Raw genomic sequence first — 26,508 nt, 5'->3', positions numbered from 1 at the left:
AGGTGTGGTGTCGCTAGAGGTCACTGGGTTACCGGTCCGAGCATCATCGCTTTCCAGCCGTCCTTACCGAGCAGGCGCTGCTGGCCGCCGGTCGAGCCGATCACGAACTCCGGCACACCCGCGACGCCACCGGTCTCACCCGTCTGCGGATCCGCGAGCAGGCCGACGCCGGTCCGGTTCAGCGCGCGGGAGGACGGGTTCGGTTTGTTCTGGGCGCCGCGCACGTTCACGCCGGAGCTCGACGAGGCCGAGCACTTCGCCTTCACGTTGGCCGGAATGTCCTTGGTGTCCTGCGGAACGCGCTTGTTGGTGGTCCCGTAGCCGGCCCGGCAGGCGGCCGGGTCGGACCCGAGCACGAGGCCGAAGTGGGCGTCGAAATGCCCGGTCCCCCGGTCCCTCCCGGGCACGACGTACCCACCCATCGTGACCGCCGGGTAGACCACCAGCAGCTGTTCGACGGCGTCCAGCCGGACCGCGGTCAACTCGCTCATCGTCAGCAGGTTACCGAGCAGGACCGCGATATCGGCCTTGTTCTCGGTGATCAGCGCGGTGAGTTGCCGGGTCGCGGCCGAACCGTTGTCGATCACGGCGCGCAGCTCCGCGTCCGACGTGACCAGGGTCTGGCTGAGCAGAGCGAGGTTCTTCGCCCAGGTCTTCAGGTGATCCCCGGTGGCGACCTGGGTGGCGAGCACGATGTTGCCGTCGTTGATCAGCTTGATCGTCTGGGCGATGTTCGCGTCGGCCACGTCGATCAGCACACCCTGGCTGTCGATGATCTGCTGCAGGTCGCCGCCCTTGCCGCGCAGCGCGGTGCCGAGCTCCTTGACGGTCGTCCGCAGGCTGTCGCGGTCGACCGAGTTCACCAGCTGGTCCAGGTTGAGCAGCAGCTCGGTGGTGGAGATCGGCAGCACGGTGTCCTTGCGCTCGATCACCGTCTTGTCCTTGAGGTACGGCGTACCGTCCGACCGGGGTTGCAGATCGACGTACTGCTCGCCGATCGCGGACCGGTTGGCGATCACGGCCCTGGTATCGCGCGGCACCAGCGTGCCCTTGTCGATGTCCAGCGTGACCAGCACGCCGTCCGGCTCGAGCTTCAGTTTGCCGACGCGGCCGACGGGCATCCCGCGATAGGTCACCTCGGCGCCGGTGAAGATACCGCCGGACTCGGCGAAGCTCGCGGTCACGGTGAAGGTGTCGTCGAAGAACAACCGGTCCACCCGGGCGTACTTCGCGCCCACGAAGGCGACACCGAAGACGGTGATCAGGAGGAACACCATCAGCTGGAGCCTGGTCTTGCGGGTGATCATCCGGTCACCCCCGGCATCATCATCTTCGCGAGTTCCGGATCGAGATTGCCCCGGCCCAGCTTCGGCGAACAGACCGGCAGGCCGAGCATCGTGACGCAGGTCGTCGGCGCCCCGGGAGGCGCTGTCAGCGTCGGCACGCCACCGGACGGCAGCCCGGACGGCACCTTGGTCGGGATACCCGGCAGGCTGATCGTCACCGTCGGGATGATCGACGGCGCGACCGTCGGCAGGTTCAGCCCGAGCAGGCCTTTGAGCGCCTTCTGGGTGTCGACGTCGAGCGTGATGTTCAGGTTGGTGAAGTCACCCCGAACGGCGTTGGCCGCGCTGTCCGGGAAGGGATACGTGAACATCAGCTCCATCGCCTTCGGCAGGTTCTCCCCGGCCTTCGCGAGCTGGAACAGGATCGGGTAGAGGGACTTCAGGTTCGCGACGAGGTCCTTCTGGGAGGACACGATCACCCGGGTCGCGGTGTTGCCGAGAGTCGCGAGCGCCTGCAGCGTCTTCACCAGGGCCGCGCGCTGCTTGTCCAGGGTCGCGATCGACTTCGGCAGCGAGTCGATCGCCGTCGCCAGGGTGGTCTTCTGGGCGTTCAGCTTCTTCGCCAGGGCGTCCAGCGCGGTGATCGCGTTGACGATGTTCTGTTTGCCCTGGTCCAGCGTGCCGACGAAGGTGTTGAGCTGCGTGAGCACACTGCGGATGGCCGGCTCGTTACCGGTGAGGGCCTTGTTCAGCTCCTGGGTGATGATCTGCAGCTGGGCCACGCCACCACCGTTCAGCAGCAGCGAGAGGGCCGCGAGAACCTGTTCCACCTCGACGTTGCTGGTGGTCCGGCTGAGCGGGATGATCTCGCCGTTCGTCAGCGTGCCGCGCGGTTGTTCGGCGCCGGTCGGCGGTGCCAGCGAGACGAACTTCTCGCCCAGCAGGCTGGTCTGCCGAATGGTCGCGCGCGCGTTGTCCGGCAGCTCGACGTTCTTCGGCAGCTTCAGCTGGACCTTGGCGACGTAACCCGTCAGCCAGACCTTCTCGACCGTGCCGACGGTGACGTCGTCCACCTTGACCGTCGACTTCGGCACCAGGTCCAGCACGTCGGAGAACTCCGCTACGACCGTGTACGACGGACCCTTGATCTTCGCGCCACCCGGCAACGGCAGGGAGTAGACGCTGAAGTCACAGCCGGACAGCAACGTGGCCAGGGCGACCACGCCCGCGAGCATCGTCGTACGACGGTGAGATCGGGTGAACCTCATCGCGCACCCCCGATGATGCCGCCGAGCGTCTTGTCGATCGGGTCCGGGCTGGGCAATTCGGCCTCCGCCGGCGTGGGGGCGGGGGCGAGCGGCGTACCGGCCGGGCCGGCCCCACTCGCGCCGCTCAGCAAGGGCAGTTTGTGCAGCAGGTCGAGCACACCCTTCATCGCCGAGCAGGTCGACAACGGCTGGTTGGCCTGCAGCAGCAGCGCGCAGATGAACTGCGCCGGGTCGTCCAGCTGGGCGATGTTCATCCGCTGGTCGAGCGTGCCGTACTGCGGGTTGTAGATCCGGGCCAGGTTGCCGAGCCCGAGTGGCGCGGTGTCGAGCACCTCGGCGATGGCCGCCTTCTCCTTCACCAGGATCTGCGACAGCGCCGTCGCCTGGGACACGGTCGACTTCACCAGCGTCCGGTTGTCCTGCACGAAGGTGGTCACCTCGCCGAGCGCGATGGCCAGCGTCGACAGGGCCAGGCTGAGGTCCTTGCGCTCACCCGCGAGCGTGGTCGAGACCGTCGCGAAGTTGGCGTTGAACTGCCGGACCAGCTGATCGTTCGCCGCGAGGGCCGAGACGAACGTCTGCAGCTGCCGGATCGTGGTGAACAGGCTCTTCGAGTTGCCCGCCAGCGTCTGCGACAAGATGGCGAAGTCACCGATGGTCTGGTTCAGCTTGGCGCCCTGGCCGTTCAGGTTCTTCGCGGAGATATCGAGCAGTCGCGACAAGGCGCCCTGGTCGTTCGCGCCCTTGGGCCCGAGCGCCACGGACAGATCGTTCAGGCTCTGGTAGATCTGGTCCAGCTCGAGCGGTACGGCGGTCCGGTCCAGCGGGATCTCGGCCCCGTCGCCCATCATCTCGCCCTTGGTGTAGACCGGGGTGAGCTGCACATAGCGGTCGGCCACGATCGACGGCGCCGCGATGACGGCCTTCGCGTCCTTGGGCACCTTGTGCTTCGCGTCCCACCAGAACTTCACCCGGACACTCCGGCCGGCCGGAGTGATGCTCTCCACCTCGCCGACCTTGATACCGAGGATGCGGACGTCCGAGCCGGGGTAGATGCTGACCGTGCGCGGGAAGTACGCCGAGACGGCTACCCGCTTGGGCTCGGGCCACAGCGTCACGATGCTGACGGCGAGGATCGCGACCACGACGGCGATGGCGACCAGCCGGGAGAGCTTGCTGACCTTGATCATCGCGGCGCACCTCCCGCCGGCAGGCTCGGCAGCGTAATCGGCGGCAGCGGGATCTCTGGCACGGGCACCACGTTCTGGACGTAGGTGTCGAACCACGGCCCGGTGCCGAGCGTGTTGGTGAAGACCCGGACGAACGGCGCCAGACCCTTGAGGCTGGCGTCGAGACTCGCCTGGTTTTTGAGCAGGGTGGCGAGCACGCCGTTCACCTTCTGCAGGGTCGGCGCGAGGTCCTCGCGGTTCTCCCGGACCAGCGCGGTGATCTGGGCGGACAGGGCCTGGGTCGAGACCAGCAGCTGATGGATCAGGGCACGCCGGGCTTGGACCGCCTGGAAGACCTTGTTGCCATCGCGGAGCAGCGTGATGAGCTCCTTGTTCCGATCGGCCAGCACCTTCGTCACCACGTTGGAGTGCTGCAGCAACAACTTCAGCTGGGCATCCCGGGCGGCGACGTTCTTGGACAGCCGCGACAACCCGGTGAGCGAGGCGCGGACCTCCTCCGGCGTGTTCGCGAAGGTGGTCGACAACGTGTCCAGGGCCTTCGCCAGCTGCGCGGTGTCGATCCGGTCGGTGGTGTCCGCCAGGTCCGAGAAGGCGTCGACCACGTCGTACGCCGAGATGGTCCGCTCGAGCGGGATCTCCGAGCCCTCCTTCAGCTCGCCCTCGCCCTTGGGCAGGAGCTTGATGTACTTCTGGCCGAGCAGGGTCTTCAGTTTGACCTCGGCACCGGTCTGGTCACCGAGTTTCACGCCCCGGTCCACCACGAAGTCGACGCGCACGTGACTGCCGTCGAGCTCGACCTTGCGGACCTGGCCGACGCGCACCCCGGCGATCCGGATCTCGTCGTTCGCCCGGACGCCGCCGGCCTCGCTGAGCTGCGCGGAGTACTTCAGACCGCCACCGATCAGCGGCAGGTCCTGCGCCTTGAACGCGGCCAGCATGATCAGCCCGAGCACGGTCAGGCCGACCACCCCGATGGTCACCTGGTTCTGTTCGCGGAAAGGTCTCATTGGGTCTGACACCTCGCGCTGTTGACGTCATGGCTGACCGGGACGCGGGTCCCGGTGGGCAGCACGACGTTGCCGTCGAAGCCGCACAGATAGAAGTTGAACCAGGAGCCGTACGTCGCGGTGCGGGTCATCTTCTCGAGCTTGGTCGGCATGTACTGCAGCGTCTTCACCCAGATGTCCTCGCTGTCGCCCAGCGTCGTCGCGACCGTGCGCAGCTCGTCCAGATCGGCCTTCAGCGGCACGCGAGTCTGCCGGAGCAGGTCGGCGGTCTTGGTGTTCAGGCTGTTGATCGAGCCGAGCGAGTTCAGGATCGGGGTGACGTCCTGACTGAGCCCCGAGATGAACTGCTGCAGGTTGACCAGCAGAGCGGAGAAGTTCGCCTGGCGCTGCGAGACGATCTGCAGGGTCGACGTCAGATTGGTGATCAGGCTGCCGATCACTTCGTCCTTGTCGGCCAGCGTGGTGGTCAGCGAGGCCGTCCGGGCGAGCAGGCTCTCGATCGTGCCGCCCTCACCCTGCAGGACCTTGATCACCTCGAAGGCGAACTGGTTCACATCGGCCGGCGTGAGCGCGGTGAACAAGGGCTTGAAGCCGTTGAACAGCACCGACAGGTCGAGCGCGGGCGCGGTGTGGTTGACGTCGATGACGTCGTCCTTCTTCAGCTTGGTGCCCGGGCCCTCGCCCTCGGTGAGCGCGATGTACCGGTTACCGACGAGGTTGCGGTAGCGCATCGTCGCCCTGGTCGTATTCGACACGACCTGGGTGGAGTCGACCGTGAACGTCACCAGGGCCAACTCGTCCTGGTGCAGGTCGATCTTGTTCACCTGGCCGACCCGGACGCCGGCGATGCGGATGTCGTCGCCCTTGCTCAGCCCGGTCACGTCGGTGAAGACGGCCTTGTACCGAGTGGTGTCGGTGAAGCTGATGTTGCCGATCGTCACCGCCAGCAGGGCCGTCGCGATCGTCGTGACCACCACGAAGATCGACAACCGGACGACGTCGAATGAGGTCTTCTTGTCCACGAAACTCATTTGAGGTTCACCTGCCCTCCTCTGGCCAACGGCCCGAACAGGTAGGTCGCCAGATCCGGTACGTCGTCCGCGGGCCGTCCCATCGCCGGGCCGACCACGGAGTTGATCAGCTGCCGCTCATCGGCGCCGCCCACCGTGTCCAGCTCGAACCCGGGCGCCGTGCGGTTCAGCGTCAGCGGCACCGGGAACGGGGACGTCTTGTGGTGATCGCCCTTCACCCCGTCCTCGCCGGTGATGTACGGCGCGGGGTTCTCCTGCGTGTACGGGCCGGGCTTCGCGCCGGGGTGACTGTAGTTCCTGCCGACACACGTCGGGCCGCGGCGATCGGCGTACACCGGGCGCTCGTCCGGCTCGTACGGCGTGGGCTGGTTGGTGATGACCTCGAGGTTGATGTTCAGCGCGCCGTCGCGGAACGTGTCGTTCAGGATCGGGGCGGTGTCGGTCATCACCCGCAGGAAGCAGGGGAACTCCGGGGAGTACCGCTCGAGCAGGTCCAGCACCGGGCGGCTGACCTGGCCGAGGCGGATCACCCGGTCCTCGTTCTCCTTCAGCAGGGTGTTCGCGGCGGTCGACACGTTCTGTACGTCGGTGAAGAACAGCTGGAGCTGTTTCTCCTTCTCCACCACGGTGTTGCCGGTGATGGTGATGTTGCGCAGGAAGTTCACGATGTCGGGTGTCGCATCCTCGTAGACCCCGGCGACTTTCGTCAGGCTGTTGAGGGCCTTGATCAGGTTCGGCAGGTTCGGGTTGAGCTTCTTCAGGTAGCCGTCGAGTTGGGTCAGGGTGCCGCCGAGCTGCTCGCCACGGCCCTCCAGCGCGGTGGCCAGTGCGTTCAGCGTCGCGTTCAGATCGGCCGGGTCGACCGCCTGCAGCAGCGGCAGGGCGTCGTTCAGAACCTTCTCGATCTCGATACCGACGGCCGTCTTGTCCCGCGAGATCACGTCACCGGCCTTGATCGCCCGGCCACGCGCACCTGACGGCGGCACCAGCGAGACGAACTTCTCGCCGAACAACGTCTTCGGCAGGATCCGGGCGCTGACATCGGACGAGATCATCGAGACCGAGTCCGGTTTCAGCGCGAGGTCGATGGTCGCGACCTGACCGTTGGTGGAGACGTTGCGGACCTCGCCGACGATGATGCCGCGCAACTTCACGTCGGCGTGCTTGTTCAGCTGGAGGCCGATGTGACTGGTCTCCAGCCGGACGTTCACCGTGTCGGTGAAGACCTTGCCGTAGAAGGCATACGTCAGCCAGACCAGGAAACAGACCAGCCCGATGAAGGCGGTTCCGAGCACACGTCTAGTCATCGCTCACCCCGCCAGCCGGACTGTGGTCGTCGTACCCCAGATGGCCATCGAGAGCAGCAGGTCGACGACGTTGATGACCACGATCGACGTCCGGACCGCACGCCCGACCGCGACACCGACGCCCGCGGGGCCGCCGCTCGCGTGGTACCCGTGGTAGCAGTGCACGAGGATGACGAGCACCGCGAAGACCAGCACCTTACCGAACGACCACAACACGTCGCCCGGTGGTAAGAACAAGTGGAAATAATGGTCATACGTGCCCGTACTCTGCCCATAGAAAGTCGTCACCGTCAGCCTGGTCGCAAAATACGACGACAACAGGCCAACGACGTACAGCGGGATGATCGCGATCAGGCCGGCGATGATCCGGGTGGTGACCAGGAACGGCAGCGACGGGATCGCCATCACCTCGAGCGCGTCGATCTCCTCGCTGATCCGCATCGCGCCGAGCTGGGCGGTGAAACCGCAGCCGACCGTGGCCGCGAGCGCGATACCCGCGATCAGCGGCGAGATCTCCCGGGTGTTGATGTACGCCGAGACGAAGCCGGCGAACGCCGACGTACCGATCTGGTTCAGCGCGGAATAGCCCTGCAGGCCCACCTCCGTGCCGGTGAAGAAGGCCAGGAAGGTGATCACGCCGACGGTGCCACCGATCACCGCGAGAGCGCCGGTGCCGAGCGTGACCTCGGCCAGCAGCCGGAGGATCTCGCGGCGGTAGCGCCGGATCGACTTGCCCGACCAGGCCAGCGCCTTGATATAGAACGCGAGTTGCTCGCCCAACCGGTCCAGCGAGTTGAGCGGCTTCTTCACCAGTACGTCGACGAGGGTGGTGGCCATCTCAGGCCCCCTTCGGCGGAACGAGCTGGAAGTAGATCGCCGTCATCGCGAAGTTCGCGACGAACAGCAGCATGAAGGTGATGACGACGGACTGGTTCACCGCGTCGCCGACGCCCTTCGGCCCGCCACCCGCGTTCATCCCCTTGTACGACGCGACCACGGCCGCGATGAACCCGAAGACGAGCGCCTTGACCTGGCCCTGCCACAAGTCGGGCAGATGCGCGAGCGCGGTGAACGAGGCGATATAGCTGCCAGGGGTGCCGTCCTGCAGCACGACGTTGAAGACGTACCCGCCCATCACGCCGACCACGCTGACGAACCCGTTCAGGAAGAACGCGACCAGCATGGTGGCGAGCACTCGCGGCACCACCAGGCGCTGGATCGGGTCGATGCCCAGCACCATCATCGCGTCGAGCTCCTCGCGGATCTTGCGCGCGCCGAGATCCGCGCAGATCGCCGAACCACCCGCACCCGCGATCAGCAGCGCCGTCGCGATCGGCGAGGCCTCCCGGACGACGGCCAGCACCGCGGCCGAACCGGTGAACGCCTGGGCGCCGAACTGCTTGATCAGACCGCCGACCTGCAGCGCGATCACCGCGCCGAACGGAATGGCGACCAGGGCGGTCGGGATGATCGTCACACTCGCCACGAACCACGCCTGCTGCAGGAACTCCTTCACCTGGAAGGGCCGCCGGAACGACGCCCGCCCGGTGTCCAGGGCGAACGCGAACAGTGAGCCGGCGTGCTTCAGGGGCGCCGTGGCGGAGGCAGTCACGAGATACCTACCGTCGCTCCTTCGAAGGAGCCAGGTGGCGGGGTGACGCCGTTATCCCGGCACCACTCGCCCGGTGGGCGCTGCGACGGGCGCAGCACGCCACTGCTCGGCAACTGCTGCAGCGGGATCGGCGGCAGCGGTGGCAGCTCCTGGTCGGACTCGCGGGCCAGCTCGTCGGCGTCCTTTTCCTCGGACATGCCGATCGGGCCGATGCGCTGCGCGTTCAGGAACTGGCGGACCACCGGCTCCTCGCTGGACAGCAGCATCTCCCGCGGGCCGAACATGGCCAGGTGCCGGTGGTAGAGCAGGCCGATGTTGTCCGGCACGGTCCGGGCGGTGTTGATGTCGTGGGTGACGATCAGGCAGGTCGCCTGGGTCATCTCGTTCAGGTCGATGATCAGCTGGTTCAGGAACGCCGTCCGGACCGGGTCCAGACCGGAGTCGGGCTCGTCGAACAGCAGGATCTCGGGCTCCAGCACCAGCGCGCGGGCCAGGCCGGCCCGCTTCCGCATCCCGCCGGAGATCTCGCCGGGCAGCTTCCGCTCCGAGCCGACCAGGCCGACCATCTCCATCTTCTCCATCACGATGGAGCGGACCTCGGACTCGGACTTCTTGGTGTGCTCACGCAGCGGGAAGGCGACGTTGTCGTACAGGTTCATCGAGCCGAACATCGCGCCGTCCTGGAACAGCACCCCGAACAGCTTGCGAATCGAGTACAGCTCGCGCTCGGAGCAGGTGGCGATATCGGTGCCCTCGATGTGCACATGGCCCTTGTCGGGCTTGAGCAGACCGATCAGCGTCTTCAGGAATACGGACTTGCCGGTTCCGGAAGGGCCGAGCATCACGCAGATTTCTCCGGCCGGCAACGTCAGCGAGACGTCGCCCCAGATGAGTTGGCTGCCGAAGGACTTCGTGAGGCCCTCGACACGCACTTCTACGCCCACCGGTCCTCCTCACGGACTCGTCAGAACAGCCCCGACCGACGATGGCTCATCAGTGCAACGAGGCGACGCCGCCCTAGGTTACGCACGAGTCACTTAGATGCGTAACCCCTTGTTTGCGGACCGATAGGAGCCCTGGGTCACACTTCGGTCACAGCGGCATGTATAAGTGAAGGCGGGTACCACCTTGCCAACTGGTCCTGAGAACCGATGGCAGGCGCGCTGACGGGTCATGTACAGTCCTGCGAGTCACCCGCAGTAGCGGTCTGTTGGCAGACACGAACACAGCTGAAAGAGGACCTGTGCTGCGGTCAGGTACGTGGTTGAACCGAGCTACCGAACAGCTTCCGCCCCAGGGGCTGACCTCCCCCCAGCACGGTGACGCATTGCCGCATCCGCGCAGCGAGATCCTGGCTCTGACCGGGATCCGCGCGATCGCGGCGATCGCCGTCGTGCTGCACCACATCCGGCTGCCCGCTTCGGCGCCGCAACCGCTGAAACAGCTGGTCGACGCCGGATATATCGGTGTCCCGCTGTTCTTCATGCTGTCCGGTCTCGTGCTCGCCTGGAACTACTCCACCCTGACCCCGAAGGACGGCACCAAGCTCTGGCGGTTCTATATCGCCCGGGTCGCGCGGGTGATGCCGCTGTACTGGGTGGTGCTGTTCTATCTGGTGCTCGTGCGCGCGGCCCGCGGCATCCCGCAGGAGGAGCTGTGGCGGCACGTCCTGGCGATCCAGACCTGGTCGGGTGACTGGCTGGTCGGCCAGCAGGCGTACAACGCCCCTGGCTGGTCGATCTGCGTCGAGATCTTCCTGTACGGCATGTTCCCCTTCATCGTGCCGGTGATCGCGATGGTCGCCCGGCGCTACCGCACGGCCGGCCTGGTGCTGGTGATCGGCACCGCGTGGGCGGTCCAGCTGATCCTGGTGGGCTACTTCGCCGCTCGCGGCTGGGCCGACCTGCACGCGCGGGAGCCCAACTCCGCGCACCGCTGGCTGTACCGGAACCCGCTGACCCGGTTGCCCGACTTCATCGTCGGCATCTCGCTCGCCTTCCTGCTGATGCGCGGGATCCGGCTCCGCGTCCGGACTGCGAACGTGGTGCAGTTCGTGGTGGTGGCGTTCGTGGTGGTGTTGTCGTCGCTGCCGCGCGATGGCGGTCTGATGCGCGCGATGTTCTATGGCGCCATGTGGACCGTGCCGTTCGGCGTACTGCTCGTCTCCCTGGCGGCGCAGCCCCGCGCGCTGTTGTCGCGGTTCCTGTCGACACGGGTGATGGTCTCGCTCGGAACGGCCAGTTACGCGCTCTACCTGACGCATCGGCCGATCCTGCCCGGCCTCGGTCAGAACCTGGTCGAGCTCGGCGGTATCAACCCGTACTTCATGGTGCTGGTCATCCTCGGCATGTGCCTGCTGATCGGTGAGGGCGCACACCGCTTCATCGAGGTGCCGTGCCGCAAGGCCATCCTGAGCCTGGTCCGCCGGCGCTCCACTCCCCCGCCCGAGCCTGCTCGTGTCCCAGTGACCTCATCTTCCGGAGCCTCGTCGTGACCGTCACCCTCGAACCGCAGGGCCTGACCGCCGCCGAGAACGGCGCCACCCTGTCCCACCCGCGGGCGGAGATCCTCGCGCTGACCGGTCTGCGCGGCCTCGCGATGCTCTGCGTGGTGGTGCACAACATCGGTTTGCCCGCGTCGGTGCCCGGCCGGCTGGACAACCTGGCCGAGTCGAAATTCCTGTTGCTGCCGTTGTTCGTGATGCTCTCGGGGTTCGTGCTGGCCTACAACTACCCGCAGCTCAGCCCGCGAGCGGGCCTGCGGCGGCTCGGGCGGTTCTACCTGGCGCGGTTCGCCCGGATCGTGCCGCTGGTGGCCGTCGTACTGCTCTATCTGCTCATTCTGCAGAGCGCGTACGGCGTGGACGGCTGGCTCGTGAAGATCTTCAAGGAACAGGCCTGGGTCATCGCCCTGCTGTGCTGCCTGTACGTCGTGTTCCCGGTGCTGGTCTCGATGGTCCGCTCGACCGTCGACCGCAACGGCCTGCGCGGCGTGGTGACGGTGCTGACCGGCGCCTTCGTGACGTTGGCGGCGGTCGTCGCGGTGGTGTGGTCCATGGGCGGCCTGGACGAGGACTCGCAGCGCGTGAACACGTTGTTCTTCCGCAATCCGCTGGTGTGGATCCCGGTGTTCGTGATGGGGATGGCGCTTGCCTTCGCGGTCGCTCGTGGCTTCACGGTCAAGGCCCGTACGGCGAACGTGCTGCAGGTGGCGAGCGTGCTCGTGGTGGCCGTCATCGCGTCCGACTACTCCTCCGCGCGCACCGGCCGCTTCCTGGCGTACGGACTGGTCTGGGCGATCCCGTTCGCCCTGGTCATCCTGACGGTCGCGGTCTCCCGCCGTTCCTGGCTGGCCCGCCTGCTCTCCACCCGGGTGATGGTCCACCTCGGCGTGCTCGGCTTCGCCTGGTTCGTCTTCCACAAGCCGGTCCTGAACGGCATGGGCGAACGGCTGGCGCACGGCACCGACATCTACGCCTACCTGATGGTCCTGGCCATCACCGGCATCACCCTGTTCATCGCCGAGGGCGCCCACCGCTACCTGGAATCGCCCCTCCGCAGCGTCATCATGACCACCGCCCGCCGCTTCGACCCCGACCGCTGACCTCGCTCAGGCATGCAGAAAGGGCGGGTCCTCTCGGACCCGCCCTTTCGCGGTACTGCAAGAAGCGGCTAGCGCGGTATTACAAGAAGCGGCTAGGCCGCGACCATCACTTGAGGGTGACGGTGGCGCCGGCGCCCTCGAGGGCAGCCTTGGCCTTCTCAGCGGCCTCCTTGGCAGCCTTCTCAACGACAGGCTTCGGGGCACCCTCAACGAGGTCCTTGGCCTCCTTCAGGCCGAGGCCGGTCAGGGTGCGCACCTCCTTGATGACCTGGATCTTCTTGTCGCCGGCCGACTCGAGGATGACGTCGAACTCGTCCTGCTCCTCGACCTCGGCAGCAGCAGCGGCGCCGCCGCCGGCAGCGGCCGCAACGGCCACGGGAGCCGCAGCGGTGACGCCGAACTCCTCCTCGAACGCCTTCACGAACTCCGAGAGCTCGAGCAGGGTGAGCTCCTTGAACTGACCGAGCAGCTCTTCGGTGCTGAGCTTCGCCATTTTGGCGGTCCTTCCTAAGTGACTTGCTGGATGATTACTGAATGGGTCGTACGTGAGGACTCGCCGGCACTAGGCCGACGGGGTCTCCTCGGTGCTCGCCTCGGCAGGTGCGTCGGCGGGTGCGTCGTCCTGCACCGCGTCCGCAACCGGCGCCTCGTCTGCCACGGGGGCAGCCTCGGCCGGCAGCTTGTCCTGCAACGCCGCGAACAGGCGCGCGGCCTGCGACAGCGGAGCAGCGAACAGGGACACCGCCATTTGCGGAGCCGCCTTCATCGCCCCTGCGAGCTTCGAGAGGATTACCTCACGCGACTCCAGGTCAGCGAGCTTGGTGATCTCGTCGGTGCCGAGTGCCTTACCTTCCAGCACACCGCCCTTGATGACAAGATTCGGGTTGGCCTTGGCGAAGTCACGCAGGCCCTTGGCCGCCAGCACAGCATCGCCCTTGATGAAGGCGATGGCTGAAGGTCCCTGGAGCAGCGAGTCGAACGACTCTACCCCGGCTTCCTTGGCCGCGATCTTGGTCAGCGTGTTCTTCACCACGGCGTAGTTCACGTCCGCACCGAGCGTAGAGCGCAGTTCGCGCAGCTGCGCCACGGTGAGTCCGCGGTACTCGGTCAGCACGGCGCCGTTAGAGCTCTTGAAGTTCTCAGTGAGCTCTGCGACGGCGGCTGCCTTGTCCGGCCTCGCCATGGGTCTCCTTCCGCCCTGTCAGCGACAGGGTTGGGCTTCTTTGCCACACCGGTAGGACCCGAACATCAAAAACGCCCCTGCGCAGGCGCAAGGGCGTGAAAACATCCACTGACTTGTCACCTACGCGGGTCGCCCACGATGTGTGGGACCTTAAGTCACTCCGGATGGAGCGACGACCAGCGGTCTTCGGCAGCGTCCAATGTAACCGGACTGCGCTGCCTGGACCAAATCCGGCCTACTGGCGGGGGTGCGGTGGGATCCAGCGGCTCATCGCGGCGGCGGCTCCACAACCGGCCAGGCCCATCACCATGACGGCCGGGCCCAGCGCTGTCGCGGCTGTAACCGCCGCGATCAGGAACGGCCCGGCGGCGATACCGGTATCCGCGCACAATCGGAACGCGCCGAGGAACTGGGCCTTGCCGACCGGCGGTGACGCGTCCGCGCCGAGCGTCATGATCACGCCCGCGCCGAGGCCGTTCCCGATCCCCATCAGCAGCGCCACCGCGGTGAACGGCCCGATCGAGTGCGTCAGCGGCAGCAGCAGATGCGCGAGCCCGAGCACGGTCATCGACGGTACGGCGACCCATTTCCGGCCGAGCCGGTCCATTACGGAACCAGCCGGATAGAACAGCAACATGTCGACGGCCCCGGACAACCCGAAGATCAGACTCGTGGTCTCCGGATCCAGTCCGATGTGCAACGCCCACAACGGGATGACGGCCTGGCGGGACGCCCGCACGGCGCCGACCAGGAGCACGCCCAGGCCGAGCGTACGCAGCACTGGCAGATGATCCCGGACGACGTCACGGGTGCTCGGGCCGACCACGCCCGCCTGCGACGTACGTCGTACCGAACCGACGTCCCGCAACCCCAGCAGCACCATGGCGGCCAGCGCGGCGGCGGCGAGGTGAACCCAGTAGGCGCCGTCCGTACCGAGAAAGCGCATCGCGCCGGCGCCGAGGAACGGGCCGATGAACGTGCCGATCCGCGCGACCCCGCCCAACGTCGACAACGCGCGGGCGCGCAGCTGTATCGGCACGGCATCGCTCAAGTAGGCCTGCCGCGCCAGCCCCCAGACCGAACCGGCCAAGCCGGTCGCGATGATCGCGAGCGCCAGTCCCCAGACCGTCGGCACCACCAGACACGCGACCAGCGCACCACTCACCAGCCCAACGGCCAGCAACATCGCCCGCCGCTCCCCGAGCCGCGACGTCAGCGCCCCAGCCGGGATATCGCCGATGACCTGCCCGAGCCCCGCGGCCGCGACCACCAAACTGGCCACCGCCACCGACGCGCCGAGCTGCCGCGCCGAGATCGCCACCACCGGCGCGATCGCCCCTTGGCCGATGCCGTACAGCAACGCGGGCAGATAAACCGATGGCGCGATCCGCCACAAACTCACCGGCTCATCCATCCCCCACATCCTCCCACCCCACCCCCAAGTAAGGACAAGCGACCACCCCTTGGCTCGGCCGTCCCGGGGGCGACCGGCGGGAAGGCCCGTTGACGAGCAGTGCCGGGAGAACGGACGACGTTCACCTTCCTACCGATCGACGTACGGCGGATCGGTACTGCTGGTGCTAGGGGTCTGACGCCAGACTTACCGAATCGGTAAGTTTCATGTGGCCTGGCCGCCTCCGCCCGACTTGAAACTTCCCAAATCCAGCACTGGATGGCGCCATCTGGAAGCGATCGCTTCTGGCCGGCGCGCGATCGCGTACGGGCTTCGGTGACGTGGGTGAGGGCGGGCGTCGGGTGGCGCCATGGGTCGGACCGCCACGCAGGCACTACTGCCGGGTATGCGCTTCCACCTGCCGAAAAGCCGCGGTTGTGCCTGCATGGCGGTCCGGAGCGGACGGCCAGCGCTACACAACCGCTGCCTGAAACCTTTCAAGACTCCGAAACCGGGACTTGTGTAGTGCTGGGCGTCCGCCTGCGCCACATCGCCTCCCGCAATGCGGGGTGTAACGGCTACCGTTCGAGTAGTGATGGACGCACCTGAGGAACGCGATGCGCCACCGCCCGCAGACCTCGCTCGAGAGTTGGCCGGGCTTCGTGCTCTGGTTGCTCAGCTGAAGGATGAGAACTCGCGCCTCACGCGCTTGCTGAAGCTGGGTCCCGCTGAGTCCGCGCTCCCGCGGCCGGCGCAGACCGGGATCTTCGATGCTCCACCTGGACCAGTCCATTCTGGTTCGCCGCCGGGAACGAAGGTGGCCTTCTTCAGCGCCCTGTTCGCCTGCCGCTCCGACATCTACGCCACCCGATGGGAGAGCCAACGCACGGGCCGATCGGGATGGCTGCCCGCCGTCCGCGGTCGTTGGTCGAAGGGAGTCCGGCACGAGGACCGCGACTATCTTCCACTCACGCCTGAAGTGATCACGGCACACCTGTCCGGCGACCTCCACCTGGGCTTGTATCCCTTGCTCGATGGCGACTCGTGTTGCTGGCTTGCCGCCGACTTCGATGGAACGGCCGCAATGCTCGACGCGCTCGCCTATCTCAAGGCCGCGCGAGCTCTTGCGGTCCCAGCGGCCCTGGAGGTGTCCAGGTCCGGGATCGGCGCTCACGTCTGGACCTTCTTCGCGAGTCCGGTGCCGGCCGAGACTGCTCGCAGAATGGGGACGGGACTCTTGCGGGAAGCCATGGCGCTGCGTGGACGCATGGACCTCTCGAGCTACGACAGGTTCTTTCCCTCGCAGGATGTACTCCCTGCAGGCGGGGTGGGCAACCTGATAGCCGCGCCGCTCCAGGGTCGAGCGCGACGTGACGGTGCGACGGTGTTCCTCGACCTGGCCACGCTCGAGCCGCATGAGGACCAATGGGCGTACCTTTCCTCCCTGCCGCGGATGAGCCCCGGCGAGGTTTCCCGGCTCGCGCGCCGAATCGGCGCGGTCAAGGTGGGACCCCGCATCGAACGGATCGGCACGCCGACATCCACCCGGACGCGACCCGCCGCACCCGCGGTGGTGAAGGTCCACCTGGCGGCGGGAGTTCGTGTATCGACCGCTGATCTCCCACCGGCGCTGCTTGCGACTCTGAAACACGCGGCCTCGATGGAGAATCCGTTGTTCTATGAGCGACAGCGCCTCCGGCTATCCACCTGGGACGTACCACGGTTCCTCCGCAGTTTCGACGAAACCCTTGAAGGGGATCTGGTGCTGCCGCGGGGACTGGCCGACACCGTCTGTGCGCTGATCGAGCAGGCCGGAAGCCGCGTGGAGACAGTCGAAGAGCGAACCAATGGAAACCCGCAAGAGTTCAGCTTCGCGGCAAGGCTCAGCGCGGACCAACGATTCGCGGTGGACGCGATGGCAGTACATGACATCGGCGTTCTCGTGGCGCCACCGGGAGCCGGTAAGACGGTGATGGCCTGTGCGCTCATCGCGGCCCACCAGACGTCAACCCTTGTACTGGTGGATCGCAAGACTCTGGCTGATCAGTGGCGGTCCCGGATCACGGAGTTGCTGGGAACGAAGCCTGGACAGCTCGGCGGCGGACGCACCAAAACACGGGGGACTGTGGATGTGGCGATGCTTCAAACGCTCGCGCGTCGTGAAGACGTCGCAGCGTTCACATCCGCGTACGGGCTTGTCATTGTGGACGAGTGCCACCATGTTCCGGCTGCGGCATTCGAGCACGCCGTCAAGCAGATTCCTGCCCGCCGTTGGATCGGGCTGACCGCGACCCCCTATCGGCGCGACAAGCTGGACGATCTGATCGCTCACCAAACAGGTCCCGTGCGCCACACGATCGCCCACGCCAAGGCCCGTGTCGGCGAGCGCGCAGATCATTCAGATGCCCTGGCAATCGAGGAGACTAGAGACAGCAGCCTCCGGCCCGAACCCGTCCTGCGGCTGCATCGAACGACCTTTTGCTATTCGGGAGCAGCCGATCCATCCGAGCCGGGTGGGATCGCCGCGGTCTATCGAGAGTTGGTCGCCGACAAGGAGCGCACGGCTCAGGTGGTTGCGGATGTACTCGCCGCCATCGACCAAAACCGGCACTGCCTGGTGCTGACGCAGTGGACCGCCCACGTCGAAATCCTTGATGCGGCGCTGAGAGAGGCCGGTCGCGATCCCGTCGTACTGCGTGGCGGAATGGGGACGAAAGCACGACAGGCCGCGCTCGGGCGCTTAGCTCCCCAGCCGCGCGAACCGTTGCTAGTGATCGCAACCGGGCCATACGTGGGGGAAGGCTTCGACTGTCCTGCACTCGACACGCTCTTCCTGGCGGCTCCTATCGCCTTCAAAGGACGCCTGGTCCAGTACGCCGGACGAATTCTGCGGTCGTACCCCGGAAAGCGAACAGCCGAAGTCCACGACTACCTAGACGCCGACACCAGGGTATTGGCGTCCGCACTGGCCAAACGTGCACCCGGGTACGTCAGTCTCGGCTTCCCGGATCCCCGTCGGCTCTGACGGTGGCGGGTGGGGCGATCGCGGCCTAGCCTGGGGTGTTGAGTCGGAGGTGATGAGCATGCACGCCGAGGTCGGTGATCAGCTGCACGTCAGGGGCCGGACGGTGGGTGTCAAGGAGCGGCACTGCGAGGTGCTGGAGGTTCGCGGCGAGAACGGCGCCCCGCCGTACTGGGTCCGGTACAGCGACGGACATGAGGCCCTGATCTTCCCGGGTACGGATTGCCTGGTGGAGCACCACCAGTCCTGAACCGGTCTGTCAGGTGTTTGAGGAGCGTTGCGCGTGAGCCACCGCGCATCGCACGCTTTGCCCTGCCCGGCCGCGCTTGGTGACTGGCCGTGAGCTCTGGACTCCGGGGTTGTTGCTCCTGACAATCAGTTCAGGCGGCGACGAGCCGTCCGCAGCATCCCCTGGAGGTATAGATGAAGGTTCGATTCGGACGCTTGGCCGGCGTCTTGGCGATGGCGTTCGGGCTGGCGACCCTGCCCGCGCTGACCGCGTCGGCGATCACCGGCGGTCAACCCGACGGCGAAGGGCACCCGAACGTCGGCTTGATCGCGTTCTACGACAGCACTGGACGTTTCCGCTGCTCGGCATCACTGGTCAGCCCGACCGTGGTCCTCACCGCAGCGCACTGCACGCTCGGCACGGTCGGCAAGACGGCCGTGACGTTCAAGTCGGTGATCGCGCTACAGCCGCCGTCACCGCTACCCGTCGCCGCTAACCCGGCAACCGGCTACACCCAGGCAGAGCTCGAGAAGGCCGGCTATCTGTCCGGTACGGCGCACACGCACCCGCAGTACTCCGACTTCACCGACATGGCGAACTGGAACGACGTCGGCGTGATCGTGCTGGACCGGCCGGTCACCAACATCACCCCGGCAAAGGTCGCACCGAGCAAGCACCTGGATGCGATCCCGCAGTCCAAGCTGAACAAGACCCTGTTCACGGCGGTCGGCTACGGCACCGAGGTCCGCAAGGGCGAGGACGGCAACCGCAAGCCGCAACCGATGTCGTACCCGCTGCTGCGTCGTGTCGCCGAGGAGCCGGGTCAGAAGCTGACCCCGCAGATCCTGCAGGTGAACGGCAACGAGCACGACAACCGCGGCACCGGTGGCACCTGCTTCGGTGACTCCGGCGGCCCGAGCTTCCACGGTGGCTACGTGGTCACGGTGACGAGCTACGGCTACACGCTCAACTGCAGGTACCTCGGCGGCCTTCAGCGCGTCGACATCCCGGTGGTCCAGAACTGGCTCGCCGGCTTCGGCGTCAAGGCAGGCTGATTTCTTAGGTCCTCAGCTGGCCCCTTCGTCGGGGTCAGCTGAGGACGGCCAGGGCGTCGATTTCCACCAGCATCTCGGACCGCGGCAGCTCGGTCATGACGGTCGTACGCGCGGGGAGAACGGTGGCGCGGGGAGTGACGAATTCGCCGTACGCGCCGTTCATGGCGGCGAAGTCGTCGCGGGTGGTGAGGTAGACGCGCAGCATGATGACGTCGTCGAAGCTGCCGCCGGCGGCGATGAGAATGGCCTCGACGTTCTGCAGGGTGCGGATGGTCTGACCCTTCACGTCACCTTGGTGCAGGTACTCGTTGGTCACCGGGTCGACCGGGCCTTGACCGGACACCTGCAGCATGTTGCCCTTGCGCACGCCCTGGGAGAAGGTGTGCGCCGGAGCGGGTGCGTCAGTGGTGGAGATGGCGATCTTGAGGGACATCAAAAGCCTTTCAAACAGTGGTTGTCGGTGAGTAGTCGGCGCCGATCGCCGCGGTGGTCGTGAGCAGTTCGGGCAGCAGCTCGAGGACTTGCTCGTAGCCGAGCAGTACGTCGGGCACCGAGATCGAGACCGCGCCGATGACCCGTTTCGAGCCGTCGATGATCGGGGCGCCGATGCAGTTGATGAACGACTCGTGCTCGGCGTGGTCGTGGGCCCAGCCCTGTGCGCGCACGCGGTCCAGCTCGTTGCGCAGTTCGTCCGGGCCGGTGATGGTCCGTTCCGTGAAGCGCGGGTAGTCGATCGACGTCAGCAGGGCCTCGCGCGTCCGCTTGGGTTGAGCCGCCAGCAGCACCTTTCCGACGGCGGTGCAATGCAGTGCCGCCGGTACGCCGATCTGCGAGTACATCCGGACGGACTGAACGCTGTCGAGCTTGTCGATGTAGATGACCTGCCCGTTCTCGTACGCCGCGAGGTGGACCGTCTGCCCGGTGCGCTGGTTCAACCGGCGCAAGTGGGGCGCGGCGACCTCCCGTACGGCGTGTTGCTCGCGGGCCGCGTCCGCCAGGGCGAACAGGCGCGAGCCCAGCCGATAGCGGTGCGCGTCGTCGTGCCGCACGAACCGCTCGGCCTCCATCGTGCGCAGTAGCCGCAGCACTGTCGTCTTGTGGACGTCCAGCTCGGTCGCGAGCTCGTCCAGCGAGTGGTCCCGTTCACCGAGACTCACGAGGATCTGCAGTGCTCGGGCCAGGCTCTGACTCATGCGGCACCTCCGAGGACTGGGGACTGGATACCTGCCGGGCCAACGCGCGTGGCGGACCACTCGTCGACAGGGCAGGCCAACAGAGCTTGACGTATCTCTACCGCAGGCGGAACGGCGTGGTCCTCCGGAACCGCCAGCACGACCGCAGCGGTCAGGTGCCCCAGCCGCAACCTCTGGTCGACCGGAAGACCTTGCAACGTCCCTGCCAGGTACCCAGCGGCAAAGGCATCTCCGGCGCCCACTGGCTCCACCACGTCGACAGTGAGCGCGGGGACTTCCACTCGCGTCCCATCCGGCAGTAGCGCCATGGCCGCGTGCGAGTCGGACTTGAGCACAATCGTCGCTCCAGGACTTAGCAGCGCCCGCAGCTCGTCCGGATCGCTAGTACCGGCGAAGGCTTCTGCTTCATCAGCACCCAGCAGTACGACGTCCGCGGCTCGCAGCAATCTCCAGAGCGGTGCGGGGTCCTTGGTCTTCCACAACGCCGGTCGCCAGTTCAAGTCGACGCTAAGGGTGAAACCGGCTGTCTCGCGCAGAGCCGCTAGTCGATCCAGTAGGCCAGCAGCAGAGGCAGAGATGGCGGCCGTGATCCCAGTCGTGTGAACCAGCTCTGCCCCGGCGAGGCGGTTCCGGACCGCTGGGTTGTCCAGGAAGCCCGCGTCCATCGCAGCGGCCGCAGAGCCCGAACGGTAGTAGTGCATCCGGGTCCGGCCACCGAGCGTGTGCTTCACGTAGAGCCCGGTCGGCCGCTCCAAGTCATCCTCGACTCCCCCGACGTCCACGCCACGGGCGATCAGGTCCTGCCGCACATGCCGCCCGAAACCGTCGGCGCCGAGTCGCGAGATCCAGCCGGTCGGCACGCCGAGAGCGGCCAGGCCGCCGGCCACGTTGCACTCGGCACCGCCCACGGATCGCCGGAAGGTCTCGGCATCCTCCAGCGGGGCGCCCTCGTCGGCCGGCGCGAGCATGATCATCGCCTCGCCCAGGCAGATCGCACGGGGAACCGGATCGGCCATGCGGGTCCTCTCGAAATACGCAACTCGTTGACGGGAGTTCTAGCGCGATGCTACAACCGTGACATCAGAATGCGCAATGGATGTTGCAGTAGACGCAATCCGGCTGGTTTATTGGAGGAACTCGATGCCCGCACTGGACAGTTCGGCCGTGGCCGCCCTGGCCGATCGGACGGTGGACTGGCAGGACAAGGCCATCCCACCGGCCTACTGGGGTAAGACGGTCGCCGAGGTCCTCGCCGCCAAGCCACGGTTGTCCGCGCTGCCGACGCCACTGTTCACGCTGTCCGAGCCCGCTCTCGCGCACAACATCGCGACGATGGCCCAGTGGTGCGCCGACCGTGGCGTCGAGCTCGCGCCGCACGGCAAGACCACGATGGCGCCCGCCCTTTGGCAGCGACAGCTCGAGGCGGGCGGCTGGGGTATCACGGTGGCGAACTCGTACCAGCTGACCGTCGCGCGGGCCTTCGGCGTACCGCGGGTGATGGTCGCGAACGCCGTCATCTCCCCCTTGGCCCACCGGTGGATCGCCGACCAACTGGCCGAGGATCCGGGCTTCGAGGTGATCGTCTGGGCCGATTCCGTCCGTACGGTCGAGCTGGTCGACGCCGCCCGCGCAGCACACGTCGGACCGGACGCACGGCGCCTCGACGTACTGGTCGAATTGGGTGCGCACGGCGGTCGGACCGGCGCCCGCGATCGTACGACTGCGCGGGCTATCGCGGAGGCCGTCGCGGCGTCGAAGACCCTGCGCCTGGCGGGAGTCGCCGGGTATGAGGGATCGCTCTCGCATGGCACCGACGACGCGAGCCTCACGTTGATCGCGGACTACGTGCGCGACGTCAAGACGTTGCACGAAGAGCTGACGGACCTCTACCCGGCAGACCTCACGCCGATCGTCACCGCCGGCGGTAGCGCGTACTTCGACGTGGTCGCCGACGTACTCGCGGGCCTGGAGAACGCCCAGGTGGTGCTGCGTTCGGGCGCGTACGTCGCCCACGATGACGGGTTCTACCGGGTCATCTCGCCCCTCGGCGGCGAGCCGCGAACCACCGGCGGCCAGCTGATCCCGGCTATGCACGGGTGGATCCGGATCAGCTCGCAACCCGAACCAGGGCTGGCCATCTTCGACGCGGGCAAGCGCGATCTGCCTTTTGACGAAGGCATGCCCGAGCCGCAGCTACTCCGGCCACGGACGCCCGGCGAGGCGGTGAGCATTGTCCAAGGCCTGACGATCCCCTCGATCAACGACCAGCACGGGTTCCTGCGCTGGGATCCGGCTCTTCCCGCGCCCGTGGTGATCGGCGACGAGCTGCGGATCGGCCTTTCCCATCCCTGCACGGCCTTCGACAAATGGGGATTAGTCCCGGTTATTGACGATCCCGAAGCGGATGATCCCGTCGTTGTCGATCTGATCCGAACCTTCTTCTAGGAGCGCGACTGATGACCGATCTACTGATCACGCGCGCGTCCGTACTGGACGGCACCGGTGCCGCCGCGACGTACGCCGACGTGGCGATCGACGCCGGCCGCATCGTTGCCATTGGCAAGGACCTACCACGGGACGCCACCCGGACGATCGACGCCGACGGGCTGACGCTCGCGCCGGGGTTCATCGACATGCACGCGCATTCCGACCTGCAGATCCTGGCGAATCCGGACCACACGGCCAAGGTCAGCCAGGGCGTCACGCTCGAGGTCGTCGGCCAGGACGGCCTGTCGTTCGCCCCGATCGACGATCCGACCCGAACCGCGCTGCGTCGCCAGATCGCCGGCTGGAACGGCGAACCGGACGACTTCGTCTTCGACTGGGACACCGTCGCGGGATATCTCGACCGCCTCGACCGGGGCATCGCCTGCAACGCGGCCTACCTGGTCCCGCAGGGCACGCTCCGCCTGATGGTCGTCGGCACGTCGAACAGGCCTGCCACGGCGGCAGAACTCGAACAAATGAAGGTATTGCTCGCCACCGGCCTTGAAGAAGGCGCCTTCGGCATGAGCAGCGGCCTGACCTACACACCCGGGATGTTCGCGGATACGAACGAACTGGTCGAGCTCTGCAAGGTCGTTGCCCAGTACAACGGGTACTACAGCCCGCACCAACGCTCGTACGGCAAAGGCGCGGTCGAGGCGTACGCCGAAATGGTCGAGGTGGCCCGGCTGTCCGGCTGCGCGCTGCACCTCACTCACGCCACGATGAACTTCGAGCCGAACCGCGGTCGGGCTGGGGATCTGCTCGCGCTCATCGACGAAGGCCTCGCAGCGGGGATCGACATCACCACCGACACCTATCCGTACTTGCCGGGGGCAACGACTCTCAGCGCGATTCTGCCGAGCTGGACCTCCGAGGGCGGCGCCGACGCGTTGCTCGCGCGCCTCCAAGACCCGGCCGATCGCGAACGCATCACTTATGAGCTCGAGCAGGTCGGTACAGACGGCTGCCACGGCTGCGTCACCGATTGGCGCACGATCGAGATCGGCGGCGTGAAGAACCCCGAACTCGCCGACGCTGTTGGCCAGACGATCGACACCCGCGCCTCGCGGACGGGGCAGCGACCGGCCGACGTGTTCTTCGACATCCTGATCCGGGACAACCTGGCCACGACGATCCTCCAGCACGTCGGTCATGAGGAGAACGTCCAGGCGATCATGAAACACCCCAGCCATACGGGTGGTTCGGACGCGATTCTCGTTGGCGGTAAACCGCATCCGCGGGCTTGGGGCACGTTCCCGCGTTACCTGGCGCACTACGTCCGCGAGCTCGGCGTACTCGAGCTCGCCGACTGCGTGCACCACCTCACCGGCCGCCCGGCCCGGCGCCTCGGTCTGACCGATCGCGGCCTGATTCGCGAGGGGTATCACGCGGATCTGGTGCTGTTCGATCCCGACGGGGTGCGCGACACCGCGACGTTCGAGGACCCGCGCCAGCAGGCCGAGGGAATTCCCTGGGTGCTGGTGGCCGGTACACCCGTGATCGAGGCCGGCGTACGCAACGACGCGCTGCCCGGCAAGGCCCTCCGACGTACAACTGCTGCTGTGAAAGGCGTTTGATGACCTCCACCCTGGATCTGCTCCGCAAAGACCGCGTGCTCAGCGTCGTACGGGCGCCGTCGATCGATGACGCGCGCGACCTGTGCTCGGCGTTGGTTGCCGGGGGCATCCATGTGATCGAGTTGACGTTCACCACGCCGGATCTGCCCCGGCACCTGGAACGGGCCGCATCAGGAACCACCGGTGCGGTTGTCGGCGCGGGCACGGTGCAGACGTTCGCGCAGGCTCAGCAGGCGGTCGACGCCGGCGCGCAGTTCCTGGTCACGCCCGGCCAAGGGCCCGAGGCGGCCGCGATCGTCGACGCGGCTCACCGCGCGGGCGTGCCCGTTGTACTCGGCTCGTTCACCCCTTCGGAGGTGATGACCGCAGTCGCGCTGGGGGCCGAGGCGGTCAAGATCTTCCCGGCTCACCAGCTCGGACCGCGGTACCTCAAAGATCTCAGCGGGCCGTTTCCCGGCGTCCCGCTGGTGCCGTCCGGCGGTGTGAACGCCGGCAACGCGCGTCAGTTCCTCGAGGCCGGCGCCCTGGCCGTCAGCGCTGGAACCGATGTGGTGTCCCCTGCCGATGTGGTGGACGGCCGTTGGGCCGATATCACCGCGAAGGCGACCGCTTTCTGCGCAGCGTTGCGCTGATCCTCCGCCCCCTGGAAAGAGACACCCCATGAATGAAGTCATCGATTGGCTGCACCATGACACGGCAGGCCTGTTACTGCTGTGTCTGGTGGCCATCGGCCTGCTGTTGTTCCTGATCATCAAGGTCAAACTCGAGCCGTTCATCTCGCTGCTCGCGACCGGCCTGTTCCTCGCGCTGGCGGCCGGCCTGAACGTCCGGGTCATCGTCGGCACCGCCCTGAAGGCCAGCGATTCCGTGCTGGAGAAGGGTTTCGGCGGCATCCTCGGCCATATCGCGGTCATCATCGGCCTCGGTACCGTGCTCGGCGCGCTGCTCGAACGCTCCGGTGGCGCCGACGTACTCAGCCAGAAACTGCTGCGCATCTTCGGCCCGAAGGGTACGCCGATCGCGATGGGCCTGGTCGGCCTGATCTTCGGTATCCCGGTCTTCTTCGACATCGGCATCTTCGTGCTGGCACCGCTGGTGTACGTCGCGGCGAAGCGTGGCGGGAAGTCGCTGGTGCTGTACGCCCTACCGGTCCTAGCGGGTCTCTCGATGACCCACGCGTTCCTGCCGCCACACCCGGGTCCGACGGCAGTGGCAGGACTCATGCACGTCGATATGGGCTGGCTGATCATCATCGGCCTGGCCTGCGGTCTACCGGCGTTCGCCGTTGCGGGCGTCCTCTGGCCGCTCTACATCGCACCACGCGTCCCTGTCTCCGTACCGGACGAGTTCCTGGTCGCGGAGCCGGCAGAGGGCGAGATCAAGCAGCCGCCTCGGTTGTCGACCGTACTGGCCGTCATCGTGCTGCCGCTGATCCTGATCCTCGGGGCGACCTTCGGCACGCTGCTGCTCGACCCGCAGCGGGACTTGCTCAGCGTGCTGACGTTCATCGGTAACCCGGCGGTGGCGCTGCTGATCGCCGTACTGCTGGCGTACTGGCTGCTCGGCAAGCGGCGCGGTATGACGAACACCGAGTTCAGCGAACTGAGCAGCGACTCGCTGAAGCCGGTGGGCATGATCTTGTTGGTGGTCGGCGCCGGTGCGTTCTTCGGCGCGGTCATCTCGGCGACCGGGGTGGGCGCCGCGCTGGCCAAGAGCCTGTCTAGTGCGGGTCTACCCGTACTGCTGCTGGCGTACGTCATCTCGTGCGGTCTGCGAATCGCCCAAGGCTCGGCCACGGTCGCCATCGTCACCACCGGCGGCATCGTCGGACCGCTCGTCGCCGAGGCAGGCTACTCCCAGATCCAGCTGGCCCTCATCGCCATCGCCATCTGCGCCGGCTCGATCATCCTCAGCCACGTCAACGACGGCGGCTTCTGGATCGTCGCGAAGTACTTCAACATGACGGTCAAACAAACCCTGCAAACCTGGACCGTTCTGGAAACCATCCTCTCCCTCACCGGCTTCGCCACCACCGCCCTCCTCTGGGCCGTCTTCTAACCCCCGA

At 66.7% G+C, this 26,508-nt stretch carries 24 protein-coding genes; 9 read left to right on the top strand and 15 right to left on the bottom strand.

The window, feature by feature from the left end:
* Window positions 1-20 precede the first annotated feature (20 nt).
* Genes OG394_RS31865 through OG394_RS31825 form a run of 9 tightly spaced genes read right to left on the bottom strand, consistent with a single transcriptional unit; the run spans window position 21 to window position 9,645 of the window.
* Window positions 21-1,307, bottom strand: a complete 1,287-nt coding sequence (locus OG394_RS31865) for an MlaD family protein (RefSeq protein WP_328990872.1) — start codon at window positions 1,305-1,307, stop codon at window positions 21-23.
* Window positions 1,304-2,554: an MCE family protein gene (locus OG394_RS31860; protein WP_328990871.1), complete on the bottom strand. Its 1,251-nt coding sequence runs from the start codon at window positions 2,552-2,554 to the stop codon at window positions 1,304-1,306. Before OG394_RS31860 ends, OG394_RS31865 begins: the two co-directional genes overlap by 4 nt.
* Window positions 2,551-3,744 (bottom strand): MCE family protein, encoded by a 1,194-nt coding sequence (locus OG394_RS31855; protein ID WP_328990870.1) that lies wholly within the window; start codon window positions 3,742-3,744, stop codon window positions 2,551-2,553. Before OG394_RS31855 ends, OG394_RS31860 begins: the two co-directional genes overlap by 4 nt.
* Window positions 3,741-4,751, bottom strand: coding sequence for an MCE family protein (locus OG394_RS31850; RefSeq protein ID WP_328990869.1), 1,011 nt, complete (start codon window positions 4,749-4,751; stop codon window positions 3,741-3,743). The genes OG394_RS31855 and OG394_RS31850 overlap by 4 nt, the downstream gene beginning before the upstream one ends.
* Window positions 4,748-5,782, bottom strand: coding sequence for an MCE family protein (locus OG394_RS31845; RefSeq protein ID WP_328990868.1), 1,035 nt, complete (start codon window positions 5,780-5,782; stop codon window positions 4,748-4,750). Before OG394_RS31845 ends, OG394_RS31850 begins: the two co-directional genes overlap by 4 nt.
* Complete coding sequence (locus tag OG394_RS31840; RefSeq protein ID WP_328990867.1) at window positions 5,779-7,089, bottom strand: MCE family protein; 1,311 nt, start codon at window positions 7,087-7,089, stop codon at window positions 5,779-5,781. The genes OG394_RS31845 and OG394_RS31840 overlap by 4 nt, the downstream gene beginning before the upstream one ends.
* Before the next feature lie 3 nt (window positions 7,090-7,092).
* Window positions 7,093-7,926, bottom strand: coding sequence for an MlaE family ABC transporter permease (locus tag OG394_RS31835; protein ID WP_328990866.1), 834 nt, complete (start codon window positions 7,924-7,926; stop codon window positions 7,093-7,095).
* Window position 7,927: 1 nt separating this feature from the next.
* A complete protein-coding gene (locus OG394_RS31830; protein ID WP_328990865.1) occupies window positions 7,928-8,701 on the bottom strand; it encodes an MlaE family ABC transporter permease in 774 nt (257 codons plus the stop codon).
* Window positions 8,698-9,645: an ABC transporter ATP-binding protein gene (locus OG394_RS31825; RefSeq protein WP_328990864.1), complete on the bottom strand. Its 948-nt coding sequence runs from the start codon at window positions 9,643-9,645 to the stop codon at window positions 8,698-8,700. The genes OG394_RS31830 and OG394_RS31825 overlap by 4 nt, the downstream gene beginning before the upstream one ends.
* Before the next feature lie 320 nt (window positions 9,646-9,965).
* On the opposite strand from OG394_RS31825, the gene OG394_RS31820 reads away from it, so the two are divergent.
* Both OG394_RS31820 and OG394_RS31815 read left to right on the top strand, forming a co-directional pair.
* Window positions 9,966-11,195: an acyltransferase family protein gene (locus OG394_RS31820; RefSeq protein ID WP_328990863.1), complete on the top strand. Its 1,230-nt coding sequence runs from the start codon at window positions 9,966-9,968 to the stop codon at window positions 11,193-11,195.
* Complete coding sequence (locus OG394_RS31815; protein ID WP_328990862.1) at window positions 11,192-12,304, top strand: acyltransferase family protein; 1,113 nt, start codon at window positions 11,192-11,194, stop codon at window positions 12,302-12,304. Before OG394_RS31820 ends, OG394_RS31815 begins: the two co-directional genes overlap by 4 nt.
* Window positions 12,305-12,410: 106 nt before the next feature.
* Here the strand turns inward: OG394_RS31815 and rplL are convergent, their stop codons facing one another.
* The 3 genes from rplL to OG394_RS31800 form a co-directional block, all read right to left on the bottom strand.
* Window positions 12,411-12,797, bottom strand: coding sequence for a 50S ribosomal protein L7/L12 (gene rplL / locus OG394_RS31810; RefSeq protein WP_328990861.1), 387 nt, complete (start codon window positions 12,795-12,797; stop codon window positions 12,411-12,413).
* Between the two features lie 69 nt (window positions 12,798-12,866).
* The gene (rplJ, locus tag OG394_RS31805) at window positions 12,867-13,487 is read right to left on the bottom strand and encodes a 50S ribosomal protein L10 (RefSeq protein WP_328990860.1); all 621 of its coding nucleotides are present in this window, start codon (window positions 13,485-13,487) and stop codon (window positions 12,867-12,869) included.
* A gap of 235 nt (window positions 13,488-13,722) precedes the next feature.
* Window positions 13,723-14,901 carry an MFS transporter gene (locus OG394_RS31800; protein ID WP_328990859.1) on the bottom strand — a complete coding sequence of 393 codons (1,179 nt, stop codon included), beginning with the start codon at window positions 14,899-14,901 and terminating at the stop codon, window positions 13,723-13,725.
* Between the two features lie 796 nt (window positions 14,902-15,697).
* On the opposite strand from OG394_RS31800, the gene OG394_RS31795 reads away from it, so the two are divergent.
* The 3 genes from OG394_RS31795 to OG394_RS31785 all read left to right on the top strand — a co-directional run bounded on the left by OG394_RS31795 (window position 15,698) and on the right by OG394_RS31785 (window position 19,186).
* Window positions 15,698-17,905, top strand: coding sequence for a TOTE conflict system archaeo-eukaryotic primase domain-containing protein (locus tag OG394_RS31795; protein ID WP_328990858.1), 2,208 nt, complete (start codon window positions 15,698-15,700; stop codon window positions 17,903-17,905).
* A gap of 58 nt (window positions 17,906-17,963) precedes the next feature.
* Window positions 17,964-18,152 (top strand): DUF1918 domain-containing protein, encoded by a 189-nt coding sequence (locus OG394_RS31790; protein WP_328990857.1) that lies wholly within the window; start codon window positions 17,964-17,966, stop codon window positions 18,150-18,152.
* Window positions 18,153-18,325: 173 nt separating this feature from the next.
* Window positions 18,326-19,186, top strand: coding sequence for a S1 family peptidase (locus OG394_RS31785; RefSeq protein ID WP_328990856.1), 861 nt, complete (start codon window positions 18,326-18,328; stop codon window positions 19,184-19,186).
* 34 nt (window positions 19,187-19,220) lie between these two features.
* Here the strand turns inward: OG394_RS31785 and OG394_RS31780 are convergent, their stop codons facing one another.
* Genes OG394_RS31780 through OG394_RS31770 form a run of 3 tightly spaced genes read right to left on the bottom strand, consistent with a single transcriptional unit; the run spans window position 19,221 to window position 21,395 of the window.
* Complete coding sequence (locus OG394_RS31780) at window positions 19,221-19,619, bottom strand: RidA family protein (protein ID WP_328990855.1); 399 nt, start codon at window positions 19,617-19,619, stop codon at window positions 19,221-19,223.
* A gap of 10 nt (window positions 19,620-19,629) precedes the next feature.
* Window positions 19,630-20,379: an IclR family transcriptional regulator gene (locus tag OG394_RS31775; RefSeq protein ID WP_328990854.1), complete on the bottom strand. Its 750-nt coding sequence runs from the start codon at window positions 20,377-20,379 to the stop codon at window positions 19,630-19,632.
* A complete protein-coding gene (locus tag OG394_RS31770) occupies window positions 20,376-21,395 on the bottom strand; it encodes a sugar kinase (protein ID WP_328990853.1) in 1,020 nt (339 codons plus the stop codon). The genes OG394_RS31775 and OG394_RS31770 overlap by 4 nt, the downstream gene beginning before the upstream one ends.
* Window positions 21,396-21,519: 124 nt before the next feature.
* Here OG394_RS31770 and OG394_RS31765 point away from each other — a divergent pair, with 124 nt between their 5' ends.
* Genes OG394_RS31765 through OG394_RS31750 form a run of 4 tightly spaced genes read left to right on the top strand, consistent with a single transcriptional unit; the run spans window position 21,520 to window position 26,501 of the window.
* Window positions 21,520-22,824, top strand: a complete 1,305-nt coding sequence (locus OG394_RS31765; RefSeq protein ID WP_328990852.1) for an amino acid deaminase — start codon at window positions 21,520-21,522, stop codon at window positions 22,822-22,824.
* 11 nt (window positions 22,825-22,835) lie between these two features.
* Window positions 22,836-24,443: an N-acyl-D-amino-acid deacylase family protein gene (locus OG394_RS31760; RefSeq protein ID WP_328990851.1), complete on the top strand. Its 1,608-nt coding sequence runs from the start codon at window positions 22,836-22,838 to the stop codon at window positions 24,441-24,443.
* Window positions 24,443-25,075 carry a bifunctional 4-hydroxy-2-oxoglutarate aldolase/2-dehydro-3-deoxy-phosphogluconate aldolase gene (locus OG394_RS31755; protein ID WP_328990850.1) on the top strand — a complete coding sequence of 211 codons (633 nt, stop codon included), beginning with the start codon at window positions 24,443-24,445 and terminating at the stop codon, window positions 25,073-25,075. The genes OG394_RS31760 and OG394_RS31755 overlap by 1 nt, the downstream gene beginning before the upstream one ends.
* A 28-nt stretch (window positions 25,076-25,103) precedes the next feature.
* The gene (locus OG394_RS31750; protein ID WP_328990849.1) at window positions 25,104-26,501 is read left to right on the top strand and encodes a GntP family permease; all 1,398 of its coding nucleotides are present in this window, start codon (window positions 25,104-25,106) and stop codon (window positions 26,499-26,501) included.
* Window positions 26,502-26,508 lie beyond the last annotated feature (7 nt).

Source organism: Kribbella sp. NBC_01245 (assembly GCF_036226525.1).
Lineage (GTDB): Bacteria > Actinomycetota > Actinomycetes > Propionibacteriales > Kribbellaceae > Kribbella.
Note: the sequence above shows the minus strand (reverse complement) of the source record. Positions and strands in the feature narration are given on the sequence as shown.